We start from the raw sequence: 18,421 nt of genomic DNA, 5'->3' as shown, positions 1-18,421 counted from the left end.
TATTTATGATGAAAAACAACATAGGGTATTTACCACAGCTTAGGATACCTGCCACTTATATGCGGGGCGGCACCAGTAAGGGGGTATTCTTTAATCTCCAAGACTTGCCTGTCTCCGCACAAACCGCGGGGGCTGCGCGTGATGCATTATTACTGCGTGTTATTGGTAGTCCCGATCCCTATGGTAAGCAAACAGATGGTATGGGCGGAGCAACATCGAGTACCAGTAAGACTGTGATCGTGTCTGCAACCGATAAACCCGATCACGATGTTGATTACCTGTTTGGGCAGGTATCGATTGATAAACCGTTTGTGGATTGGAGTGGTAACTGTGGCAATCTATCCGCCGCAGTGGGCTCTTTTGCCATTAACTGTGGATTGGTGGATGCCAGTCGTATTCCAGAAAATGGTGTCGCGGTTGTCCGTATTTGGCAGGTGAATATTGCTAAAACAATTATCGCCTATGTGCCAATTACTAATGGTTTAGTGCAAGAAACTGGTGATTTTGAGTTGGACGGCGTCACTTTTCCAGCAGCTGAAGTACCAGTGGAATTTATGGAACCAGCAGATGGCGAAGGATCTATGTTCCCCACAGGTAATCTGATTGATGACTTGATTGTACCGGAATCAGTTGTCCTTAGTGGGCAGTTAAAAGCGACAATGATTAATGCGGGTATCCCAACCATCTTTATTAATGCCGAAGATGTTGGTTATACAGGTACAGAACTGCAAGATGCCATTAATAATGATGCTGAAGCGTTAACTATGTTTGAAACTATTCGTGCTTACGGTGCGGTGCAGATGGGATTGATATCAAACATCGCAGAAGCCGTGCAGCGTCAGCATACCCCTAAGGTCGCGTTTGTCGCTAAGTCGGCAGATTATGTGTCTTCAAGTGATAAGCAAGTCGTCGCGAGTGATATTGATTTGTCGGTGCGCGCCTTGTCTATGGGCAAACTGCATCACGCGATGATGGGGACTGCGGCTGTTGCAATTGGTGCTGCAGCAGCAGTTCCGGGGACATTGGTTAATTTGGCTGCAGGTGGTGGTGCGCGTGACTCGGTGAATTTCGGCCATCCATCAGGAACATTACGCGTTGGTGCACAAGCAACCGAAATTAATGGTGAGTGGACGGTAACTAAAGCAAGTATGAGCCGCAATGCTCGTATCTTAATGGAAGGCTGGGTGCGTATTCCTGCCGATAATGGTTAATCAGTATTCTTATGGATAACATTCAGTCTAGAATGCCAAACTAATCAAACCAGTTAATAGAATAATTGGATTAATTTTAATATACCGTTATATTGTCAGCCTATTTATTTCTAGGTTGGTTCTATAATGGTAAAGGTAATTACATTCTTACTGATAAGTGTTTGCAGTTTTGCAGCGATGGCGACGTCAGTGAACTGCGATAAAGCGTTTAATACGTTAGAAATTAATTACTGCGCTAAAGTAGAATTAGATAAAGCAGAAGCCGAAATGCAGCGATACCTCGATAAAAGTATTGCGCAATATACCGCTGACATTCATATTCTTGAGTCGATCAGCATCGCACAATCGGCGTGGCAGTCGTACAGTAAATCACAGTGTGATTCGGTATTTACTATGTACAGAGATGGGTCGATGCGCGTTGTGATGACATTAAGCTGTCGAACTAAACTTACTCAACAACGCACCCATGAACTTTGGTCACAGTACTTAACATATATGGACAGTTCAGAGCCGGTACTGCCAGAACCAGCTGCATCCGATTTAGGTTAAAAGCTTTTATAATAGGGATTTAGCATCGCTTTGATACGTTTTAGTACCACAAGTGCTGTTACGCGTCCCCAGCTAAATAGCACCCGTTGGTGTAAACGAAATATCGTATCGTATAAATGTCGGATTAAACGTCCTTTCAATACGATCCTATTATTCATTAAAGCACCAACGGCATTGCCGTTCCCGACAGCGACAACCATACCACCATCGTTATAGATAAACGGCTGTAGCGGTTTGTCTTTTAGCATTCGATTAAACTGTTTTGCTAAATGTGTCGCCGCTTGGTTAGCTGCTTGCGCACGCGGTGGCACAAAACTACCGTCAGGTTGCGTGCACTGCGCATTATCACCTATCACAAAAATACTGTCATCAAGGTTCGACTGTAGGGTTGGATTAACGATTAATTGGTTTAAACGGTTTGTTTCTAATCCGTCGAGCTTGGTTAACCATTCCGCACATTTAATACCTGCAGCCCATATCTGTAAATCCGCGGGAATAATCTCGTTTTCCGATGTGATTAATTTACCTGTTTCAGCACGTTGAACACGCGTTTCGGTGCGAATTGTGATGCCTTGTTTTTTAAGGGCTTCCTGCACCTTTTCTGACATGCATTCTGGACTACTGGGTAACACCCGGCCTGCCGCTTCGACTAAGGTAATTTCAAATTTTGATGCTTGTCTATAACGCTGTAATTTACGACTTACCTTCGCGAGTTCTGCGGCGAGTTCTACGCCTGTTGCGCCAGCACCAACAATAGATATACGACGTGTACCAGTGGCTTTTAGTTGTTGTTTGATTTGTTGCCAAGCCAGTTCAGCTTGCCCTGATGAATCTAAAAACAAACAATGTTCACTCACACCTGGGGTTTTAAAATCATTACTGATCGCACCAACAGCCATGACTAAGTAATCGTATTGCAGTTTCGTTGGAGCACTATTCATACCACGTAAATGGATGATTTTACTGTCGCGGTCTAATCCTGTCATCGCATCTTGAATGTGGGTATAGCCATTACATTCGGCATGTTGGAAATAACTCACTGCATCCAACTCGGTATCAAAGGTACCCGCCGCGATTTCATGTAGACGAGGTTTCCAGAAGTGATGTGAAGACGGTTCAACGAGTATGACTTCGTGGCGTTTATTACGGCCTAATCGAGTCACTAATTCAAGGCCAGCTGCGCCACCACCTACAACAACAATTCTTAACATAATACGCTCTACCATTCTGTGTAACTAAATCTGATGGCAGCATTATATCTATGTCTCAAATATTGATAATCCCTATAAATAGTAAATTACTATTACTCAGCTGTAATAGTCTTCGAGACTAATATCAGCTATACTTCACTGGATTAATTAATCTTGTTCAAGAACGAAAAACGCTATATATTGCCCGCTATTAACGCGATAGTTCGCTGTTTAGACACATGAAATAGTAATAACTAATAATTGGAGTAAAAATGAAAAACCACAGTGTTAAAAGAATGAAGGATGTATTCTTTATCTTCAGATTTATAAGTTGGATAGCAATTATCTGTTCATTATTTGGTTCTTTACTACTGTTTGGTGTGGGAGCAATCAAAACGTATTATGCCTTTACTGCCGTTGCGTTTGGCTATATACCAAATGAAAGTTTGGCTCATCTTGATTCAGCGGATATTGCCACCGCCTACTTGATTAAAGGCTTAGATACTTTCTTGATTGCCTTGGTATTATTTATCTTTGCGCATGGTGTATTTACGTTATTTATCACGGATAAAAAACTAAACAATATTCCCACCGTATTAAGCTGGATAAAAACCCCTGATATTGGCCATTTAAAGAATATTTTAGGTGAAGTAATCGTTATTATTTTGTTTGTTAAGTTTTTAGAAATGATCTTAATTAACTTGAATGACTTAAGCTGGGAAATATTGATTTTACCTATTTCGATTTTACTCTTAGCGCTAGCATTAAAGTTCTTGGATTTGAATGACAAGAACAGTAGCCATAAAGACGAGTAGGGTGTAGTCGGTGGTAAAAATAAGACAAGTTTCTAGTGTGGATTGGGAGCATATCTACGAACTGATAGAAGCAAACATGTTCTCAATGCAACAAGAATTGGGACTCGATTGGAATAGAGAGTCGATCATTAAGCATTACATGTCTAAGACGGTATTAGTTGCTGAGTTTGGACGTCATGTTATAGGGTTTATTGCTTATGATGTGTCAACCAACAACCAAACTATTCACTCACTTCAAATATCTCGAGAATATCAAAATGGTTTGTGTGGATTTCGTTTGTTAAAAGCGGTACTTACAACAGAGCTGGATTATGTTGACCACGACTCTCAAGTGTCATGCTGTGTCTTCGAAAATAACGTGGCGAAAGATCAGTATTTTTCGCTGGGATTTAAGGAAGTAGACAGAAACAAAGGCGTACTAAGTTTAGAGATTAAGCGCCACCAGTTACTTGAACGTTTGAGGCTTGGATAGCAGTATGATTGAAACAGAACGGCTGATATTAAAACCCGTCACAATAGTAGATTTTGATATCTATAAAGACATAATGTCTTGTCCGATGATGAGCTTATATCTTCCAAAAGGTGAACCCTACGATGATGAAGAAATTCTCCAGCATGTGTCGAAAAGAGTCGAGCATTGGAAGCAAGGTTTTGGTTCATTTGTTGTATACCTAAAGCATCATCCAAACGTTAAGCTTGGTTATGCGGGAATAGAAGTTTCTCCTAATTTTGAATGCAGTGATATTCGATTTGGGTTTAAGCAAGACGCTCAAGGTAAAGGTTATGCGTATGAAGCTGCAAAATCTGTTTTAGAGCATACTTTTGCTTTAGGCCTGCATACGAAAATATATGGCGTGGCTGTAAAAGAAAATATCCCATCGATTAAAATTCTAGAAAAGCTAGATATGAATGCTGATTATTCAGTTGTGCTCTATGACGACGAAAGATTAGTGACTCTATCTGTGGGTAAATCGGCATAATAAACTAAGTTGTTAATAGAGCTGCTATCAGTGGTCGCTGACCGTTTACCTTGTTGAATTAAATTGGTAAGGTGTTGTTCATAAAGACAATTAAATCACAGTCGCTGTGAACGATTCCTGTCGTATTGTTCAATAAGGATAAGTTGTGGAAAATTATTTAATGTATGTTGCCGTGGCAGCTCTTACACTTTAAAATCCCAAATCCATATTATTTTTCATGTCCTTATTTCCGCAATTTATTGACTCTCAAGGGCGTTAAACATTCATTAGAATCAAGGTCAATTGATGGAACAATTCAACGTATCAGCTTTTCTAGTTATTAACCAATATGCGGGTAAGAATAAAATGCTGGACAGTATTTTAATTACAGCTGTTGATGTAATGCCTTACCTTTTTGTCATGGCGTTAATATATTTATGGTTTAGTTCAAGCGTAGAAAGGAAACAAGTTAGTTTGAACGCTGTCGTGTCAGTTGTTCTGGGGATGTTAACGAGTAACATCATTTCTCGTTTTTATTATAACCCTCGTCCATTTGTAGATAACTTAGGTGTTCAACTAATAGAGCATGCGCCAGATTCTTCATTTCCCTCCGACCATGCAACGTTTACGTTCTCTATCGCTATCACGTTATTATTTAACAAAGCAACTCGGGTGCTAGGCATGGCTCTATTTGTGTTGAGTTTTATTAGTAGCATGTCTAGAGTGTATGGTGGCATTCATTATCCTCTTGATATATTAGGTGCTATTTGTGTGGCGATATTTGCATCGACACTTGTATCCATACTCAACAAGAAACTACATTTAGGTGTGTTATCGAAGAAGATAGCCTAACAGAGTTGTTAGTAATGGGGTTTTACCAAGGGATCTTGTAAAAGGAATTATCATGCAAGAATTAATAGAGCAATATACAGGTGCTAATGAAGATAGTCGTCTTACTCGGCAATTCATTACTCAAATGGAATTTGATACCACGATGGATACACTGAAAGCGTATCTTGTTCCAAACGTAAAAGTCATCGAATTAGGTGCTGCAACTGGCCGATATTCTCTCAACTTTTCGAAAATGGGTTGTAATACAACGGCTGTAGAACTGGTACCTGATCAAGTTAACATTTTGAAACGCAAAGCCAAAGAACAAGGTTTAACACTTTCAATTTATGAAGGGAATGCTTGTTCAGTTCCGTTTATTGAAAGCAATTCACATGACCTTTGCGTTATTCTTGGGCCTCTCTATCATTTACAGACTCAAGAACTGCGTGACCAAGCAATCTCAGAGGCTTATCGAATCCTAAAGCCTGGTGGTGTGTTAGCGATTGCTTACATCTCGCGTTATTTCGTTGCTGGTATGTTCGCTCAGCAATATCCAGAGCTGGTTACACCAGAGATTCTCTCTACGCTTTTTGAATCGGGTTTGGTTCCAAGTCAGTTCGCTGATAGTTTTTTTAATGTGGGTTACTTTGCTACTCCAACTGAAGTGGAAGCGTTGGTAAGTTCACATGGTTTTACGACCTTACGCCATGTAGCGACTGACGGATTTGGGCGATATATCTCGTCAGGGGTTAATAATTTTACTCCTGCGCAATATCAAACATGGTTGAGCTATCATCTAAAAACGTGTGATGAACCGTCTCTGCTAGGGTCAAGTAACCATGGTTTAGTTATCGCTAGAAAAATAAGTGAGTAAGGTTATCGAACAAAGAATCGGAAATGTAGCCTTAGTTGTTGAAAACTACGATGACGCTATTGAGTTTTATACCAAGAGACTGCGATTTGATCTGTGTTATCTTCGCATTTTAACCTTGTAATGTGCCTAAATTTAGGTATTGTTTGTCATCGATATTAAACGAGTTCAGTTATCAGCTAAGTTTATGTTTGAGCGTTATGCAAACATAATAAAAGGATTTATAGCCATGTTTAAAAAATTAGCACTTGCTTCTGTTATTGCATTAGCAACAAGCTCTGTGTTTGCTGGTGAGCCGATTAAGATCGGTTTTGTTACTACGTTGAGCACGGGGGCTGGCGTAATAGGGCAGGATATGCGTGACGGTGCTGAGTTAGCACTTGATCAATTGGATCGTAAAATGGGCGGTTCAGACGTAACAATTATCTACGAAGATGATGGTTTTAAGCCTGAAATTGGTAAACAGAAAACGGATAAGCTGGTAAAGAAAGACAAAGTTGATTTTGTTTCCGGTTATATCTGGAGCCATGTATTAATGGCGTCTTATAAGAAAGTGGTTGATAACGATGTATTTCTAATCGGTTCAAACGCGGGCCCAAGTACGATTGCTGGCAAGCGTTGTCACGAGAACTTCTTCTCTACGTCTTGGCAGAATGATCAAAATGCAATGGCAATGGGCGAAGTGCTTAACCAACGCGGCATTAAACGCCTTTATATTATGGCTCCTAACTATGCAGCGGGTAAGAACATGGTTGCCGGTGTGAAGCGTACGTTTAAGGGTGAGGTCGTTGGTCAAGACATGACTAAATTCCCTGCGCAATTAGATTTCTCTGCCGAACTCGCGAAAGTAAGAGCGGCTAAGCCAGACGCACTTTGGGTGTTTTACCCAGGTAAACACGGTGTGCAATTTCTTAAGCAGTATTCACAGTCGAAGTTAGCTAAAAACGTGCCTTTGTATAATATCTTCACTATCGATAATTTAAGTCTTCCTCGTGTGGGTGAGTGGGCTGAAGGTAGTTTGATGACCCAATTTTGGGCACCAAATCTTGATACGCCTGCGAATAAGCGTTTCGTTGATGGCTTTAAGGAAAAATACGACCGCTACCCAAGTTTTTATGCAGCCCAATCGTATGATTCTATGATGCTAATTGATAGCGCAGTGCGTAAAGTCGATGGTGATATCTCTGATAAGGATGCTGTTCGTGCTGCTTTGACTGAGGCTGATTTTGAATCTGTCCGTGGCAAAATAAATTACGGTAATAATCATTTTCCTATTCAGGATTTCTACCTGACAAAAGTGATTAAAGATAGTGACGGTGTGTATACCACTGAAATCGTGAATAAAGTACTGTCAAATCATCAAGACCCTTACGCAAGTAAATGTAAGATTTAATAGTTCGTAATACTTAATAAATGAAAGCACGTTCTCACGGGGTCGTGTTTTTTTTTATCCTTATTTTTAAATGGAATTTACCATGAACTGGTTGTTATTGTTGGAGCAAGTCTTAAATGGCTTCCAACTAGGAATGCTTCTCTTTCTTCTCGCCGCAGGTTTAACGCTTGTTTTCGGCATTATGGATTTTGTTAATCTCGCGCACGGCTCATTGTATATGATGGGGGCGTTCTTCTGTGCCACGTTCAGTGAATGGACGAATTCATTTTTGTTTGGTGCATTACTTACCATTCCTGCGACATTTATTCTGGGTGTCGTTGTAGAAATGGTTGCTTTAAGGCGATTGTATTCACGGAATCATCTCGACCAAGTGCTTGCCACGTTTGGCCTGATTTTATTCTTTAATGAGTTAGTTCGACTTATTTGGGGACCTGTAGGCTTAGACATCGCGCTTCCTGATTTCTTAAATAGCAGTGTTGAAATTATTCCTGGAGTGCCTTATCCCACTTATCGTCTTGCTATTATTGTATTAGGACTCGCAGTGGCTTTGTTATTGTATTGGATTATCTCAAAAACACGTTTAGGCATGTTAATTCGAGCGGGCGCAAGTAACCGAGAAATGATGGGGGCGTTAGGCATTAATGTTCAACTGCTGTTTACGCTTGTTTTTGGTTTAGGTGCAACCCTGGCTGGTATCGCGGGATTGATGGCTGGTCCTATTTTATCTGTCGAAATTGGTATGGGTCGAAGTATTATCATTTTAACATTCGTGGTGATTGTTATTGGTGGTATCGGCTCGATTAAAGGCGCGTTTATTGCTGCTATTCTGGTCGGAATTATTGATACTGTTGGCCGTTCATTTCTTCCCGATATATTAAAATTGATGGTGTCGAGTGATGCGGCTTCCACGGCTGCACCTGCTATTTCTTCTATGCTGATCTATTTTATGATGGCGTTGGTTCTTGCGATACGACCACAAGGCTTGTTTCCGCCTAAGGGGGTGGCTTAATGGTCATATCTATACGGAATAAAATTAATATATGTTTGTTGGTATTACTCGCGTTAGTGCCGACAATAACCACGCTTGTTGATGATAGTTTTTATACTGGCGTATTTTCTCGGGTATTAATTTTAGCCATTGCTGCGATTAGTCTTAATTTATTAATTGGTTTTGGTGGGCTTGTTAGTTTTGGACAGGCTGCATTTATGGGTGTTGGTGCATACGTGGTCGGTATCGGTTCATTTCATATGCTGGAAGACGGCATTGATTGGATGGGCAATGGCTACATCCAGTTAGCAGGAAGCGTGATTATTTCGGTCGTACTCTGCTTGATCATAGGTACTATTAGCCTACGTACACGTGGTATGTATTTCATTATGATCACCATTGCGTTTTCACAAATGCTCTATTTTACAGCCGTCGGTGTGGATATTTATGGTGGTGATGACGGCTTATCAATTTATGAACGCAGTGACATGTTGGGGTTAATTGATTTAAATGATGAAGACAGTTTTTATTACCTGTGTTTTATCTCCTTGCTATTTGTGCTCTGGTTTTTTCATAAAATTAATCATTCTCGTTTTGGTCAGGTGATCTCAGGCAGTAAATCTAACGAAGAGCGCATGTTAGCGATAGGTTTTTCACCGTTTAAATACCGACTTGCTGCGTTTGTTATATCGGGCGTATTTGCAGGGTATTCAGGCTTTTTAATGGCTAATCTAAACGATTTTGTTAGTCCTGATATGATGCACTGGACGCGGTCGTGTGAACTGATTGTAATGATTGTACTGGGTGGTGTCGCAGGTTTGTTTGGTCCTTTATATGGAGCGCTAGCCTTCTTGTTATTAGAGGAGTTACTTTCTTCTATTCCACTTAATATTGCTGGACTAAGGGTTGGAGAATACTGGCAATTAATATTTGGACCGTTACTCATCGTGCTGGTGTTGTGTGCCCGTAATGGTATTGATGGATTGTTACCTGGAGCAAAGCATGACAAATGATCTACTAACCGTGACAGGCTTGAGAAAGAGCTTCGGTGGGGTTTTGGCAACTGACGAACTAAATTTGTGTGTTAGAAAAGGAGAGATCCACGCGATTATCGGCCCTAATGGCGCAGGTAAAACCACCTTGATCCGCCAGTTAACGGGTGAGATTAAGCAAGACCATGGTCATATTAGATTTGCTGGTGGCAATATTGATAAATGTTCGATACCAGCGCGATGTCATAAAGGCTTAGCGCGTACATTTCAAATTACTTCGCTGTTTCAAGATTTTACTGTATTACAAAATGTGGTACTCGCGGTACAAGCACAGGCTGGTCATTCATTTCGCTTTTGGAAAAATGTGAATAATGATAAAAGCCTGACTGATCCTGCCAGGCAATATTTAACACGAGTTGGATTGGAGACAAAAGAACATGTGTTAGTCAGCGCGTTATCGCACGGCGAACAGCGACAGTTAGAAATAGCGGTGGCATTAGCGAGCAAACCGAAAATGCTGTTAATGGATGAGCCTATGGCAGGCATGTCGGTAGAAGACAGTTGGAAATTGGTGGATACCTTGAAGGCGTTAAAAGACCAACAGAATACGATCTTGTTGATTGAGCATGATATGGATGTGGTTTTTGCATTAGCAGACCGAATTTCGGTGTTAGTTTATGGGCGCATTATCGCAACGGGATCGGCAGCAGAGATTAAAAGTGACCCAGAGGTACGTATGGCTTATTTGGGTGATGAAGGAGGTTTAGATGCTTGTGGTTAACGATATTGAGACGCTCTATGGGCAAAGTCAGGTCTTGTTTGGTATTTCGATTACAATTAACGCGGGTGAAGTTGTATCACTAATGGGACGGAATGGCGCAGGTAAAACCACCACAGTGCGCTCTATTATGGGACTAACGCCTGTGGCAGCTGGCACTATTCATTTTAAGGACCAACGCAGCGAAACACTTCAACCTTATAAGATCGCGCGATTAGGGCTTGGTTTAGTGCCTGAAGGGCGAATGATCACGCCGAACTTATCAGTGAAGGAAAACTTGATTGCGACTGCGTTTATTCCCAAAGGGCGGGATAACCCATGGACATTGTCGCGGGTATATTCACTTTTTCCTCGGCTTGAGGAGCGGGAGCGTAGCATGGGAAATCAACTATCTGGTGGTGAGCAACAAATGTTAGCGATAGGACGTGCCTTGTTGACCAATCCAGATTTACTCATTCTAGATGAAGCAACAGAAGGACTTGCGCCACTTATTCGGCAGGAAATCATGGACTGTTTAGTGCTGCTGAAAACAGAAGGTCTTGCTATTTTGATTGTCGATAAACATCTTCACGCGCTTAACCAATTAGTCGATAGGCACTACATTATCGATAAAGGCAAGGTTGCTTGGAGCGGAACACCACAAGCTTTGATGCAAGCGCCTGATGTTCAGCATCGCCTTTTGGGTGTTTAATTGAGGTTTAATGTTGGTATCAGGGGATGAAATTGGCTTAAATAGCAGATACTTTAACCATTACTGCCGAAGAACACTACGTATCCGTAAAGTAAAATTATATTACAAGGAGATAATAATGATTGATCAAGCATGGATAATTGAAATATTTTCGCATTTAGAAAACGGTAATCCTCAAGGCTTTTTTGAGCATGTGAGTGATGATGTTGTTTGGGAAGTAACGGGTACTCATCCGCTTGCAGGTGTTTATACATCAAAACAAGACTTCATTACTGGCACCATCTCAAAATTAAATGAAGTATTAGAGTCACCTCTATCGTTAAAGTTACTTTCTTGTATAACCGATGGGCGTTCCGCATCCGTTGAATTGGTCGCAAATTCAATAACCAAAAAAGGCGCAGAGTTTCATAATCGCTATTGCTGGGTTTGTGAATTTGAGAGTGAGAAAATAGTACGGGTTCGAGCATATTTAGACTCAGCATTAGTCTCTAACACATTAGCTTGAATAGTTCGCTATGCTGGCACATATCGGTTAATGCTTTTGCCCTAATCTTGATTTATGTTCAGATTTTTTTAGTTTTTAGTTTGCTGATTAAAGAGAAGTCGTGTGATGATGAAAAACGTTATTTTTCGACGTTGAAGTATGTGAAACCAAACTAAAATGATATAACTTTTGTTATCATAAACTGAAGTTTTCCTTTTTAATTTATATTTATGAACAACAACTTAGATTAATGCCCGTTGAATAAATTAAATATGAATTATGGAGAATTTATGATGAACAAAATAGTGGAATTGAGGGATGAGAACTTTGAAACGGAGTTAATGACTGGCAGCCAACCGGTATTAGTTGAATATTGGGCGTCTTGGTGCGCCCCTTGTTTAAGTGTAGGTCCAGTGTTGGAAGAAATCGCTTTTGCATATAGCGGTAAAGTGAAAATTGGAAAACTTAATATTGATACTAGTCCCCAAATCGCGGCCAAATATGGTATTCGCGCTCTTCCTGCAATGATGCTATTTAAAGATGGCGAAATTTTATCGTCAACAGTGGGTGTATTGAGTAAAACCCAACTAACGACCCTGTTAAGTCAGCATATTTAAAGTTACTACAAATTATTCATCTTAATCGAGTTGTTGTTAAGCTGTACGATAAATTGAACAAGTCAGTTGGTGTTGTAGCATCACAGGCCGAAAAAAATAAATCATGGAGATTATATGTTAGTTACAGGAAGTTTTTTGGCAATATTTATCGGACTCGTGCATTCCTATCTAGGTGAGCGCTTTATTTTGACTCGGTTGTTTAAAAGAGAGCTTCCAACGCTTCTTGGTAGTGATTGGTTTACAAAACGGATTTTAAGATTTGCTTGGCATTTAACAACCGTGGCTTGGTGGGGGTTTGCAGCGATTCTTTTCATTATTTCAACTCCCGGAGCAGACATTCAAAAGCAAATTCTAATGGTGATCAGCGTTGTATTTTTAGTGAGTGGCTTATTATCTGCTGGGTTCACAAAAGGTAAGCACATCTCTTGGATATTCTTTTGGTTAATTGCTGGCCTGAGTTTTTATGTTGCACAGAGCAGCTAATAATGTAATGTGTTTAATTACTTCTTTGGTATAGCGATTCAAGTATGAGTATATTCAAATATGGGCGTAATTTATGCAAATTATAAAAGTAGATAGCAGTAATAAGCATGTATACATGAATTTAGCGCAAGCCTATGAGGCTGAATTTTCAAAGATCATGCAGAAGAAACCGGATGCAGATGGTTTGTTTCCATTAGATACACAAATCGAAGGCAATGTGTCGGGTTATTTATTATATGTGGATGGCGTCCCTGCTGGACATACCGCGATTGCTAATGAGGCTCAGGGTTGTTATGAAGTCTGTGATTTTTATGTCGTGCCTTATTTCCGTAAAAACAAAGTCGGTAAACGTTTTATTTCTCAGGTTTTTAAAAACCTAGGTGGCAGTTGGGAAATCAAGCAGGTTACAGGAGCTGAACATGCTGTCAAATTTTGGCGTGACGTACTTTCTGATTACACGTCGGATAATAACATTGCAGGTGGTTATGTCGAAGACAGCTACGACGATGAGCAATGGGGTGTAGTAACAAGACAGCGCTTCAGCCATGATTAGCGTATAAAAATAGGTGTCGTTTAACCGACACCTTATTAGGACAAAAATACTAAGCTAATTTACCACGTAACGCAATATCCCAGATGTCGACAACAATGTCATTCTCGACCACATAGAATTTGTCATGCAGGTTAATGGTTGGATCACAATGCGGTACGATCATTTCAATCATCTCACCAACATCTGGTAAATGTTCTCCAGATACTTTACCGTGCTCGTCACCAAAGTAATGCCATTCATATTTAAGGTCATCATGGCTAATGATTTGTGGGTGGGTCGCTTCTTTGTAAAGGGCCTTGGTGCCCGCATCAACGGTTACATGCGTTGTATGGTTGGCACTAATAACACTGGTTAGCAATGTCATTGCAGGTTGGAAATGACCTGAGCTATATTCAATATCGAAATATTCTTTATCCATCACAGTGTATGAACCCGGTTGTATTTCGGTGACAGACGCAATGTCACTGTCTATTTCATAAGTACCCGTGCCTGAGCCTGATTGGATCAGATTCACTAAGCCTGTCGCGCTTTCAATGTCTTGCTTTAGCTTACCCGCTTTATTTAATAATGCGGCAGACGCTTGTTTTCTTTCTTTGTTATCAAGAATATGTTGGAAATGCCCGGCATAACACTGAATACCTTTAAGAGTCGTATTGGCATGCGAGTGTACTGATAATGCTAAATCAAACGCAGTTTCAAATGATGCGCCAGTTCTACCTATTCCTGCATCAATATCAACAAGCAGGTTAATTTGTAGGTTAAGCTCGCTGCCTAATTTATTTAACTGAGCAAGGTTCGACTCAGAATCCACGACGATCATAGTCTCTGGTGCAAGTTTGATAATTTTAGCTAAAGTTGCCAGTTTATGCTTAGTGACAATTGGGGAGGTAATTAGCAGGTGACGAATATTGGCCTTGGCAAGTTCATACGCTTCCGATGGCTTAGTAATTGATATACCTATGCTACCTGCATCAAGTTGTAGCTGACAGATCTCGACGCATTTATGGGTTTTTGCATGAGGTCGAACATGTTTCGATTTTGCTGATGCGAATTTTTGCATCGTGTTGATGTTATCAATCAGTTTGTTCTTGTCGATAACCAAGCATGGCGTATCTAATTCTAATTTGTGTTTTCCAATCACTGTTTATCCCTTTAAGTCACTGTTTTAGCGTTGTAAACATTCTACTATGAAAGTGATTGAGATTAATCATTATTTCATCTTATTTTTCCCCAACTCATAATCATCTCAGACGTGATGATGTTGTGTTCAATGAGATATTACAGATAAATAAAATACAGATACAATAATTGTTATATTAATTAACTCATGGTTACTTAAATCGATTTATAGCGCTTATGCCTGTATCACCAACATTAACACCTAGATTTAATGCTTCATTTGATACCGCAATTATTTTTGCAGACATCATATCTTTATAGCTGCTAACTCCAGATACAATGGCACATGCTTCATTAGTTTTGTTGCATGTCTCTACATTAATATAAGCACAGGCTAGCATACCTTTTTTTTCTTTGATAATTAAAAGAGGTTTGTCTAATTCATATCGTATCATTTTAGCTTCCATGTATTCATTTCCTTTTTTAGGGTTAAAATCTAATGACGCAAGTGGATCAACAATTAATTCAGTTTCTTGTTTATTATGATTTATTAATTTGTAGCTAACAAATGTAATAATTAGAATACTTAATATTGTATAGATAACTTTATATTGTATAGATTTCATAATTAGCTTCTTTTCTATGTCTCATTTATAATAATTTATGTTTATTCTTCTAACTTAGTTAAGGCTTTGTTTTAACATAGTTTGTTGGCTATATTTGTTAACAAAATGCTATCAGTTGGTTAGCTGTTAGTCAATATTAACCACAGGTCTATGGATTTTAGGAATAGAGTTGTGCGAATATTTAATGACTGGTTTAACATTGCTTTATATCGACACATTTTAATACTAAGATTTAATGCTGCTAGTAAGGATGATTTAACTTTGTTTATATTAATTGGCAGGTTTTAAAATTACATCTAAGTTCTTTTTAATAAATTTTTTAGAAAGTAAAATCTAAAAATGGCTAAAGTTAAACATTTAATATTTAATATTTATTTTAATAATAGAGATTATATTTTGATTATTGATGACTATTAACATCTAAAAATCACTATAAGAGCAGATTTAGTTACTCTCTTAATGCTAGATTTTTCTAGTGTTTTTTCAATTTAAGTCGTAAATTCAGAAGGAGTTATAGAGCTTATTCACTTTAATAGTAAATGATGAGCAGATATCAATAGCCTTTTAGGTCATTGATATTGAGAGAAGTAAAAATGATTGAGTTTTTGTTTGGTATAATTATCGGGATTGGTATCTGCATCGGTATTCTTTTTAGTTGGAGGGGGCTGAACGACTGTTAGTCAGAACATAATCTTTAGACTTGTAATAATGGCAATACAATCATTGTTCTATTTTAGATTCAGGAATCGAGTCACAGCGGGAATACATGCCTTTCCTGCATTTTTGTTTCCTTCGACTAAAGCTGAAACAATCGCTCCTTCTTTAAGCATAAAAACCATGTCAGTAAGTGTGTTAACCTCTTTGGGATCGTCTATAAATAAACTAATTTTGTTTTTTATTAATGCTCTGATTTCTTGTTTATGCGAACGACAGTACTGACGTATCGGTGAGTCGGTTACGCTGTATTCGGCTGCTGTATTGATAAAAAAACAACCTCTAAATGGGCTCAGTTCTGGCACCCTATTATTAAACCAATCATCTAAACCGTAAAACAGCGCCTGTATGGATTTTTCGCCTGATTTTTCACTTTCAAGCACTTCATTAAACCATTGATTAAAAATACCATCTCGATATTGAAGGGTCGCTAATACAAGATCATCCTTACCAGAAAAATGACTATATAGCGTTTTCTTCGCGATACCAGACTGCTTCAATACTTCATTAATACCAACAGAATTAACGCCTTTGCTATAAAAAAGTTGTAAGGCTGTTTGAATTAAGACTAATTTTTTTTCATTCATGAATAGCTCCTGTTATGAAATATGTTGACACATGTAGACCACTCTGTCTACTATCAGGGGTAGACAGAGTGGTCTACATTGAGTAGAGGTTATATGAAAAAATTTGTTTTTCCGATTATCGCGGGTACTTTTGCAACGCTAACTATCGGTGTTTTGGCTTACTTAGGCAGTATTATAAATCCTGAACTGTGGTTAATGGCCCCCTTTGGCGCTACTGTTGTGTTGGTATTTGGCGTACCTAAGAGTCCACTTGCTCAGCCTAAGAACGTTATTGTTGGGCACTTATTAACAGCGTTTATCGGTGTGTTATTTGTTGAATATGTTGGCGTTGCACCTTGGTCGTTGGCTATTGCAACGGGATTAGCTGTTACTATTATGCTACTGACAAATACAACGCACCCGCCAGCAGGGGCGAACCCAATGGTTATTATGCTATCAGGTCAAAGCTGGGCATTTTTATTTAATCCAGTGTTGATTGGAGCATGCGTGATTGTGGGTTTAGGGTTAGTATTAAATAAATTGAGAACATCGTATTTTGAGAGTATTGAATAAAGGAACATCATGAAAAAATGTTTACTCTTTGATTGTGACGGTACTTTGGTTGATAGTGAAAGACTATGCAATCAGGGCTTTGTGATTAAGTTTGCTGAGCTAGGTATAAAGCTTGATGTCGACCTGCTTATGTTCAAATATAGAGGTTGGGAATTAGATAAAATATTAGCCGATCTGTCTTGTGAGTTTGATGTGAGATTACCGAATGATTTTGCTGCGAAATATCGTGTTGTCGTTGCCGAATTATTTGAATCAGAGTTACGACCGATAGAAGGGATTAAAGCGGCATTAGACCTGCTTCCGTACCCCAAAGCTGTGGTGTCTAATGGCCCTATATTTAAAATAAAACAAGCGTTAGAACTGTGCGGTTTAAGTGACTATTTTGGTTCTCATATTTACAGCGCTTACGACATCGGTATTTGGAAACCAGACCCTCGTATTTACGAGTTTGCAGCAAAAGATATGGGCTTCTTTGACAGTAAAGACTGTATCGTTATCGAGGATGGCCTTGTTGGTGTTGAAGCGGGCTACAAAGCAGGTATGCAGACATTATTTTATAATCGTTTTAACCAAACGTGCGTCTTCTCATCTGTGGTAAGTTTTAATGCGATGGTTGAGCTACCAGGGCTGATCAATGCTAGTTAGTGAGCACAGTTGCAATCATTTTTATTGCTAACAGGCTTAGTAATAATTTGATGGTAAACAGCAACCGATTATTGTCAGCCAGGCTACGTAATTTAGTGCCCACGAATGAACCTATGATTGAGCCCAATATCATATATATAAGCAAGCTAACGTGTTCAACAAATGCAAAACCAATGAAGCCAAAAACGAAAATTTTAGCCACATGACTGATGCTCATGAACATAGAGCTAGTGGCTATTATCTGATTTTTACAGGTTAACTCTTTGGTCAATACACTGATGGCAATTGGTCCTGTCGCACCAACAATAAGCCCTAAACCTGTCTGTAATAAGCCAATAATATAATAGTTTTCATATTTTTTGATGAAAACTGAAAATCGAGAACTCCACAAATTGAGCAGAATATAGGATCCGATGGCGATGGGGATATACGCACTTGAAATATTCGCTAGCAACACCCCAAACAAAACCATGCCGACCAATGATCCGATTAAGAATTTAGGCAGGAGTGACCATTGCACATCCTTAATGGAAAACAGCATGCGAGACGAGTTACTCGCTAACTGGGTTATGCCATGAATAGGAATGATAGTGCTGGGGTGCAAATATAAGGGCAGGAGGACAATGAGCAGCATTCCACCACCAAAGCCAAGTACACCTGCAACTACAGATGTAAGGAATGATGCTAATCCTAAAATATATTCAATGGGCATGTTCGCTGTCCTTAAACGTTACTGCTGTAAACGCGGCGATAGCACCTGTGGCAAGCATCCA

At 39.4% G+C, this 18,421-nt stretch carries 23 protein-coding genes; 18 read left to right on the top strand and 5 right to left on the bottom strand.

The window, feature by feature from the left end:
* Positions 1-5 precede the first annotated feature (5 nt).
* Positions 6-1,211 (top strand): 2-methylaconitate cis-trans isomerase PrpF, encoded by a 1,206-nt coding sequence (gene prpF / locus HWV02_RS14280; RefSeq protein ID WP_211688359.1) that lies wholly within the window; start codon positions 6-8, stop codon positions 1,209-1,211.
* A gap of 126 nt (positions 1,212-1,337) precedes the next feature.
* Complete coding sequence (locus HWV02_RS14275) at positions 1,338-1,760, top strand: lysozyme inhibitor LprI family protein (protein ID WP_211672101.1); 423 nt, start codon at positions 1,338-1,340, stop codon at positions 1,758-1,760.
* Here HWV02_RS14275 and HWV02_RS14270 read toward each other — a convergent pair.
* Complete coding sequence (locus HWV02_RS14270; protein ID WP_211688357.1) at positions 1,757-2,971, bottom strand: NAD(P)/FAD-dependent oxidoreductase; 1,215 nt, start codon at positions 2,969-2,971, stop codon at positions 1,757-1,759. The two genes, HWV02_RS14275 and HWV02_RS14270, sit on opposite strands and share 4 nt — an antisense overlap.
* Positions 2,972-3,222: 251 nt before the next feature.
* Here HWV02_RS14270 and HWV02_RS14265 point away from each other — a divergent pair, with 251 nt between their 5' ends.
* From HWV02_RS14265 to HWV02_RS14200, 14 genes are all read left to right on the top strand, one after another.
* The gene (locus tag HWV02_RS14265; RefSeq protein WP_211676445.1) at positions 3,223-3,765 is read left to right on the top strand and encodes a YqhA family protein; all 543 of its coding nucleotides are present in this window, start codon (positions 3,223-3,225) and stop codon (positions 3,763-3,765) included.
* A 37-nt stretch (positions 3,766-3,802) separates the two neighbouring features.
* On the top strand, positions 3,803-4,237 hold the full coding sequence (locus HWV02_RS14260) for a GNAT family N-acetyltransferase (protein WP_255546823.1): 435 nt from the start codon (positions 3,803-3,805) through the stop codon (positions 4,235-4,237).
* A gap of 4 nt (positions 4,238-4,241) precedes the next feature.
* A complete protein-coding gene (locus HWV02_RS14255) occupies positions 4,242-4,745 on the top strand; it encodes a GNAT family N-acetyltransferase (RefSeq protein WP_211676443.1) in 504 nt (167 codons plus the stop codon).
* Between the two features lie 285 nt (positions 4,746-5,030).
* Complete coding sequence (locus HWV02_RS14250; protein WP_211676442.1) at positions 5,031-5,576, top strand: undecaprenyl-diphosphatase; 546 nt, start codon at positions 5,031-5,033, stop codon at positions 5,574-5,576.
* Positions 5,577-5,628: 52 nt separating this feature from the next.
* Complete coding sequence (locus HWV02_RS14245; RefSeq protein WP_211688355.1) at positions 5,629-6,429, top strand: class I SAM-dependent methyltransferase; 801 nt, start codon at positions 5,629-5,631, stop codon at positions 6,427-6,429.
* A gap of 226 nt (positions 6,430-6,655) precedes the next feature.
* Complete coding sequence (locus HWV02_RS14240; protein ID WP_211688353.1) at positions 6,656-7,819, top strand: ABC transporter substrate-binding protein; 1,164 nt, start codon at positions 6,656-6,658, stop codon at positions 7,817-7,819.
* A gap of 82 nt (positions 7,820-7,901) precedes the next feature.
* Complete coding sequence (locus HWV02_RS14235) at positions 7,902-8,828, top strand: branched-chain amino acid ABC transporter permease (RefSeq protein ID WP_211688351.1); 927 nt, start codon at positions 7,902-7,904, stop codon at positions 8,826-8,828.
* Positions 8,828-9,820 (top strand): branched-chain amino acid ABC transporter permease, encoded by a 993-nt coding sequence (locus HWV02_RS14230; RefSeq protein ID WP_211688349.1) that lies wholly within the window; start codon positions 8,828-8,830, stop codon positions 9,818-9,820. Before HWV02_RS14235 ends, HWV02_RS14230 begins: the two co-directional genes overlap by 1 nt.
* A complete protein-coding gene (locus tag HWV02_RS14225; RefSeq protein WP_211688347.1) occupies positions 9,810-10,580 on the top strand; it encodes an ABC transporter ATP-binding protein in 771 nt (256 codons plus the stop codon). Before HWV02_RS14230 ends, HWV02_RS14225 begins: the two co-directional genes overlap by 11 nt.
* Entirely contained in the window at positions 10,567-11,268 is a 702-nt protein-coding gene (locus HWV02_RS14220; protein ID WP_211688346.1) for an ABC transporter ATP-binding protein, read from the top strand. Before HWV02_RS14225 ends, HWV02_RS14220 begins: the two co-directional genes overlap by 14 nt.
* Positions 11,269-11,386: 118 nt before the next feature.
* Positions 11,387-11,773, top strand: coding sequence for a nuclear transport factor 2 family protein (locus tag HWV02_RS14215; protein WP_211676434.1), 387 nt, complete (start codon positions 11,387-11,389; stop codon positions 11,771-11,773).
* A gap of 269 nt (positions 11,774-12,042) precedes the next feature.
* Positions 12,043-12,369, top strand: a complete 327-nt coding sequence (trxA, locus tag HWV02_RS14210; protein ID WP_255546822.1) for a thioredoxin — start codon at positions 12,043-12,045, stop codon at positions 12,367-12,369.
* 114 nt (positions 12,370-12,483) lie between these two features.
* On the top strand, positions 12,484-12,852 hold the full coding sequence (locus tag HWV02_RS14205; RefSeq protein ID WP_211688344.1) for a hypothetical protein: 369 nt from the start codon (positions 12,484-12,486) through the stop codon (positions 12,850-12,852).
* A 73-nt stretch (positions 12,853-12,925) separates the two neighbouring features.
* A complete protein-coding gene (locus HWV02_RS14200) occupies positions 12,926-13,405 on the top strand; it encodes a GNAT family N-acetyltransferase (RefSeq protein WP_211688342.1) in 480 nt (159 codons plus the stop codon).
* Positions 13,406-13,454: 49 nt separating this feature from the next.
* Here the strand turns inward: HWV02_RS14200 and HWV02_RS14195 are convergent, their stop codons facing one another.
* From HWV02_RS14195 to HWV02_RS14185, 3 genes are all read right to left on the bottom strand, one after another.
* Positions 13,455-14,546, bottom strand: a complete 1,092-nt coding sequence (locus tag HWV02_RS14195; RefSeq protein ID WP_211676430.1) for a DSD1 family PLP-dependent enzyme — start codon at positions 14,544-14,546, stop codon at positions 13,455-13,457.
* 190 nt (positions 14,547-14,736) lie between these two features.
* Positions 14,737-15,150 (bottom strand): DUF1805 domain-containing protein, encoded by a 414-nt coding sequence (locus tag HWV02_RS14190; protein WP_211676429.1) that lies wholly within the window; start codon positions 15,148-15,150, stop codon positions 14,737-14,739.
* 728 nt (positions 15,151-15,878) lie between these two features.
* Positions 15,879-16,451 carry a TetR/AcrR family transcriptional regulator gene (locus HWV02_RS14185; RefSeq protein WP_211688341.1) on the bottom strand — a complete coding sequence of 191 codons (573 nt, stop codon included), beginning with the start codon at positions 16,449-16,451 and terminating at the stop codon, positions 15,879-15,881.
* A gap of 93 nt (positions 16,452-16,544) precedes the next feature.
* Between HWV02_RS14185 and HWV02_RS14180 the strand changes: the two genes are divergently transcribed.
* A complete protein-coding gene (locus HWV02_RS14180; RefSeq protein ID WP_211676427.1) occupies positions 16,545-17,003 on the top strand; it encodes an HPP family protein in 459 nt (152 codons plus the stop codon).
* A gap of 9 nt (positions 17,004-17,012) precedes the next feature.
* Positions 17,013-17,648, top strand: a complete 636-nt coding sequence (locus HWV02_RS14175) for an HAD-IA family hydrolase (protein WP_211688339.1) — start codon at positions 17,013-17,015, stop codon at positions 17,646-17,648.
* Here the strand turns inward: HWV02_RS14175 and HWV02_RS14170 are convergent.
* Complete coding sequence (locus tag HWV02_RS14170) at positions 17,641-18,360, bottom strand: sulfite exporter TauE/SafE family protein (RefSeq protein ID WP_211676425.1); 720 nt, start codon at positions 18,358-18,360, stop codon at positions 17,641-17,643. The genes HWV02_RS14175 and HWV02_RS14170 overlap by 8 nt on opposite strands.
* Between the last annotated feature and the right edge of the window lie 61 nt (positions 18,361-18,421).

Origin of the sequence: Moritella sp. 28, assembly GCF_018219435.1 — a bacterium.
Classification (GTDB): domain Bacteria; phylum Pseudomonadota; class Gammaproteobacteria; order Enterobacterales; family Moritellaceae; genus Moritella.
Note: the sequence above shows the minus strand (reverse complement) of the source record. Positions and strands in the feature narration are given on the sequence as shown.

What these genes read in the sequence shown, in the direction of transcription:
- HWV02_RS14190 (WP_211676429.1), bottom strand. Translation starts at nt 15,150, where the DNA reads ATGAAATCTATACAATATAAAGTTATCTATACAATATTAAGTATTCTA.
- HWV02_RS14175 (WP_211688339.1), top strand. Translation starts at nt 17,013, where the DNA reads ATGAAAAAATGTTTACTCTTTGATTGTGACGGTACTTTGGTTGATAGT.
- HWV02_RS14275 (WP_211672101.1), top strand. Translation starts at nt 1,338, where the DNA reads ATGGTAAAGGTAATTACATTCTTACTGATAAGTGTTTGCAGTTTTGCA.
- HWV02_RS14240 (WP_211688353.1), top strand. Translation starts at nt 6,656, where the DNA reads ATGTTTAAAAAATTAGCACTTGCTTCTGTTATTGCATTAGCAACAAGC.
- HWV02_RS14225 (WP_211688347.1), top strand. Translation starts at nt 9,810, where the DNA reads ATGACAAATGATCTACTAACCGTGACAGGCTTGAGAAAGAGCTTCGGT.
- trxA (WP_255546822.1), top strand. Translation starts at nt 12,043, where the DNA reads ATGATGAACAAAATAGTGGAATTGAGGGATGAGAACTTTGAAACGGAG.
- HWV02_RS14185 (WP_211688341.1), bottom strand. Translation starts at nt 16,451, where the DNA reads ATGAATGAAAAAAAATTAGTCTTAATTCAAACAGCCTTACAACTTTTT.
- HWV02_RS14180 (WP_211676427.1), top strand. Translation starts at nt 16,545, where the DNA reads ATGAAAAAATTTGTTTTTCCGATTATCGCGGGTACTTTTGCAACGCTA.
- HWV02_RS14250 (WP_211676442.1), top strand. Translation starts at nt 5,031, where the DNA reads ATGGAACAATTCAACGTATCAGCTTTTCTAGTTATTAACCAATATGCG.
- HWV02_RS14235 (WP_211688351.1), top strand. Translation starts at nt 7,902, where the DNA reads ATGAACTGGTTGTTATTGTTGGAGCAAGTCTTAAATGGCTTCCAACTA.
- prpF (WP_211688359.1), top strand. Translation starts at nt 6, where the DNA reads ATGATGAAAAACAACATAGGGTATTTACCACAGCTTAGGATACCTGCC.
- HWV02_RS14265 (WP_211676445.1), top strand. Translation starts at nt 3,223, where the DNA reads ATGAAAAACCACAGTGTTAAAAGAATGAAGGATGTATTCTTTATCTTC.
- HWV02_RS14200 (WP_211688342.1), top strand. Translation starts at nt 12,926, where the DNA reads ATGCAAATTATAAAAGTAGATAGCAGTAATAAGCATGTATACATGAAT.
- HWV02_RS14215 (WP_211676434.1), top strand. Translation starts at nt 11,387, where the DNA reads ATGATTGATCAAGCATGGATAATTGAAATATTTTCGCATTTAGAAAAC.
- HWV02_RS14170 (WP_211676425.1), bottom strand. Translation starts at nt 18,360, where the DNA reads ATGCCCATTGAATATATTTTAGGATTAGCATCATTCCTTACATCTGTA.
- HWV02_RS14205 (WP_211688344.1), top strand. Translation starts at nt 12,484, where the DNA reads ATGTTAGTTACAGGAAGTTTTTTGGCAATATTTATCGGACTCGTGCAT.
- HWV02_RS14270 (WP_211688357.1), bottom strand. Translation starts at nt 2,971, where the DNA reads ATGTTAAGAATTGTTGTTGTAGGTGGTGGCGCAGCTGGCCTTGAATTA.
- HWV02_RS14255 (WP_211676443.1), top strand. Translation starts at nt 4,242, where the DNA reads ATGATTGAAACAGAACGGCTGATATTAAAACCCGTCACAATAGTAGAT.
- HWV02_RS14230 (WP_211688349.1), top strand. Translation starts at nt 8,828, where the DNA reads ATGGTCATATCTATACGGAATAAAATTAATATATGTTTGTTGGTATTA.
- HWV02_RS14245 (WP_211688355.1), top strand. Translation starts at nt 5,629, where the DNA reads ATGCAAGAATTAATAGAGCAATATACAGGTGCTAATGAAGATAGTCGT.
- HWV02_RS14220 (WP_211688346.1), top strand. Translation starts at nt 10,567, where the DNA reads ATGCTTGTGGTTAACGATATTGAGACGCTCTATGGGCAAAGTCAGGTC.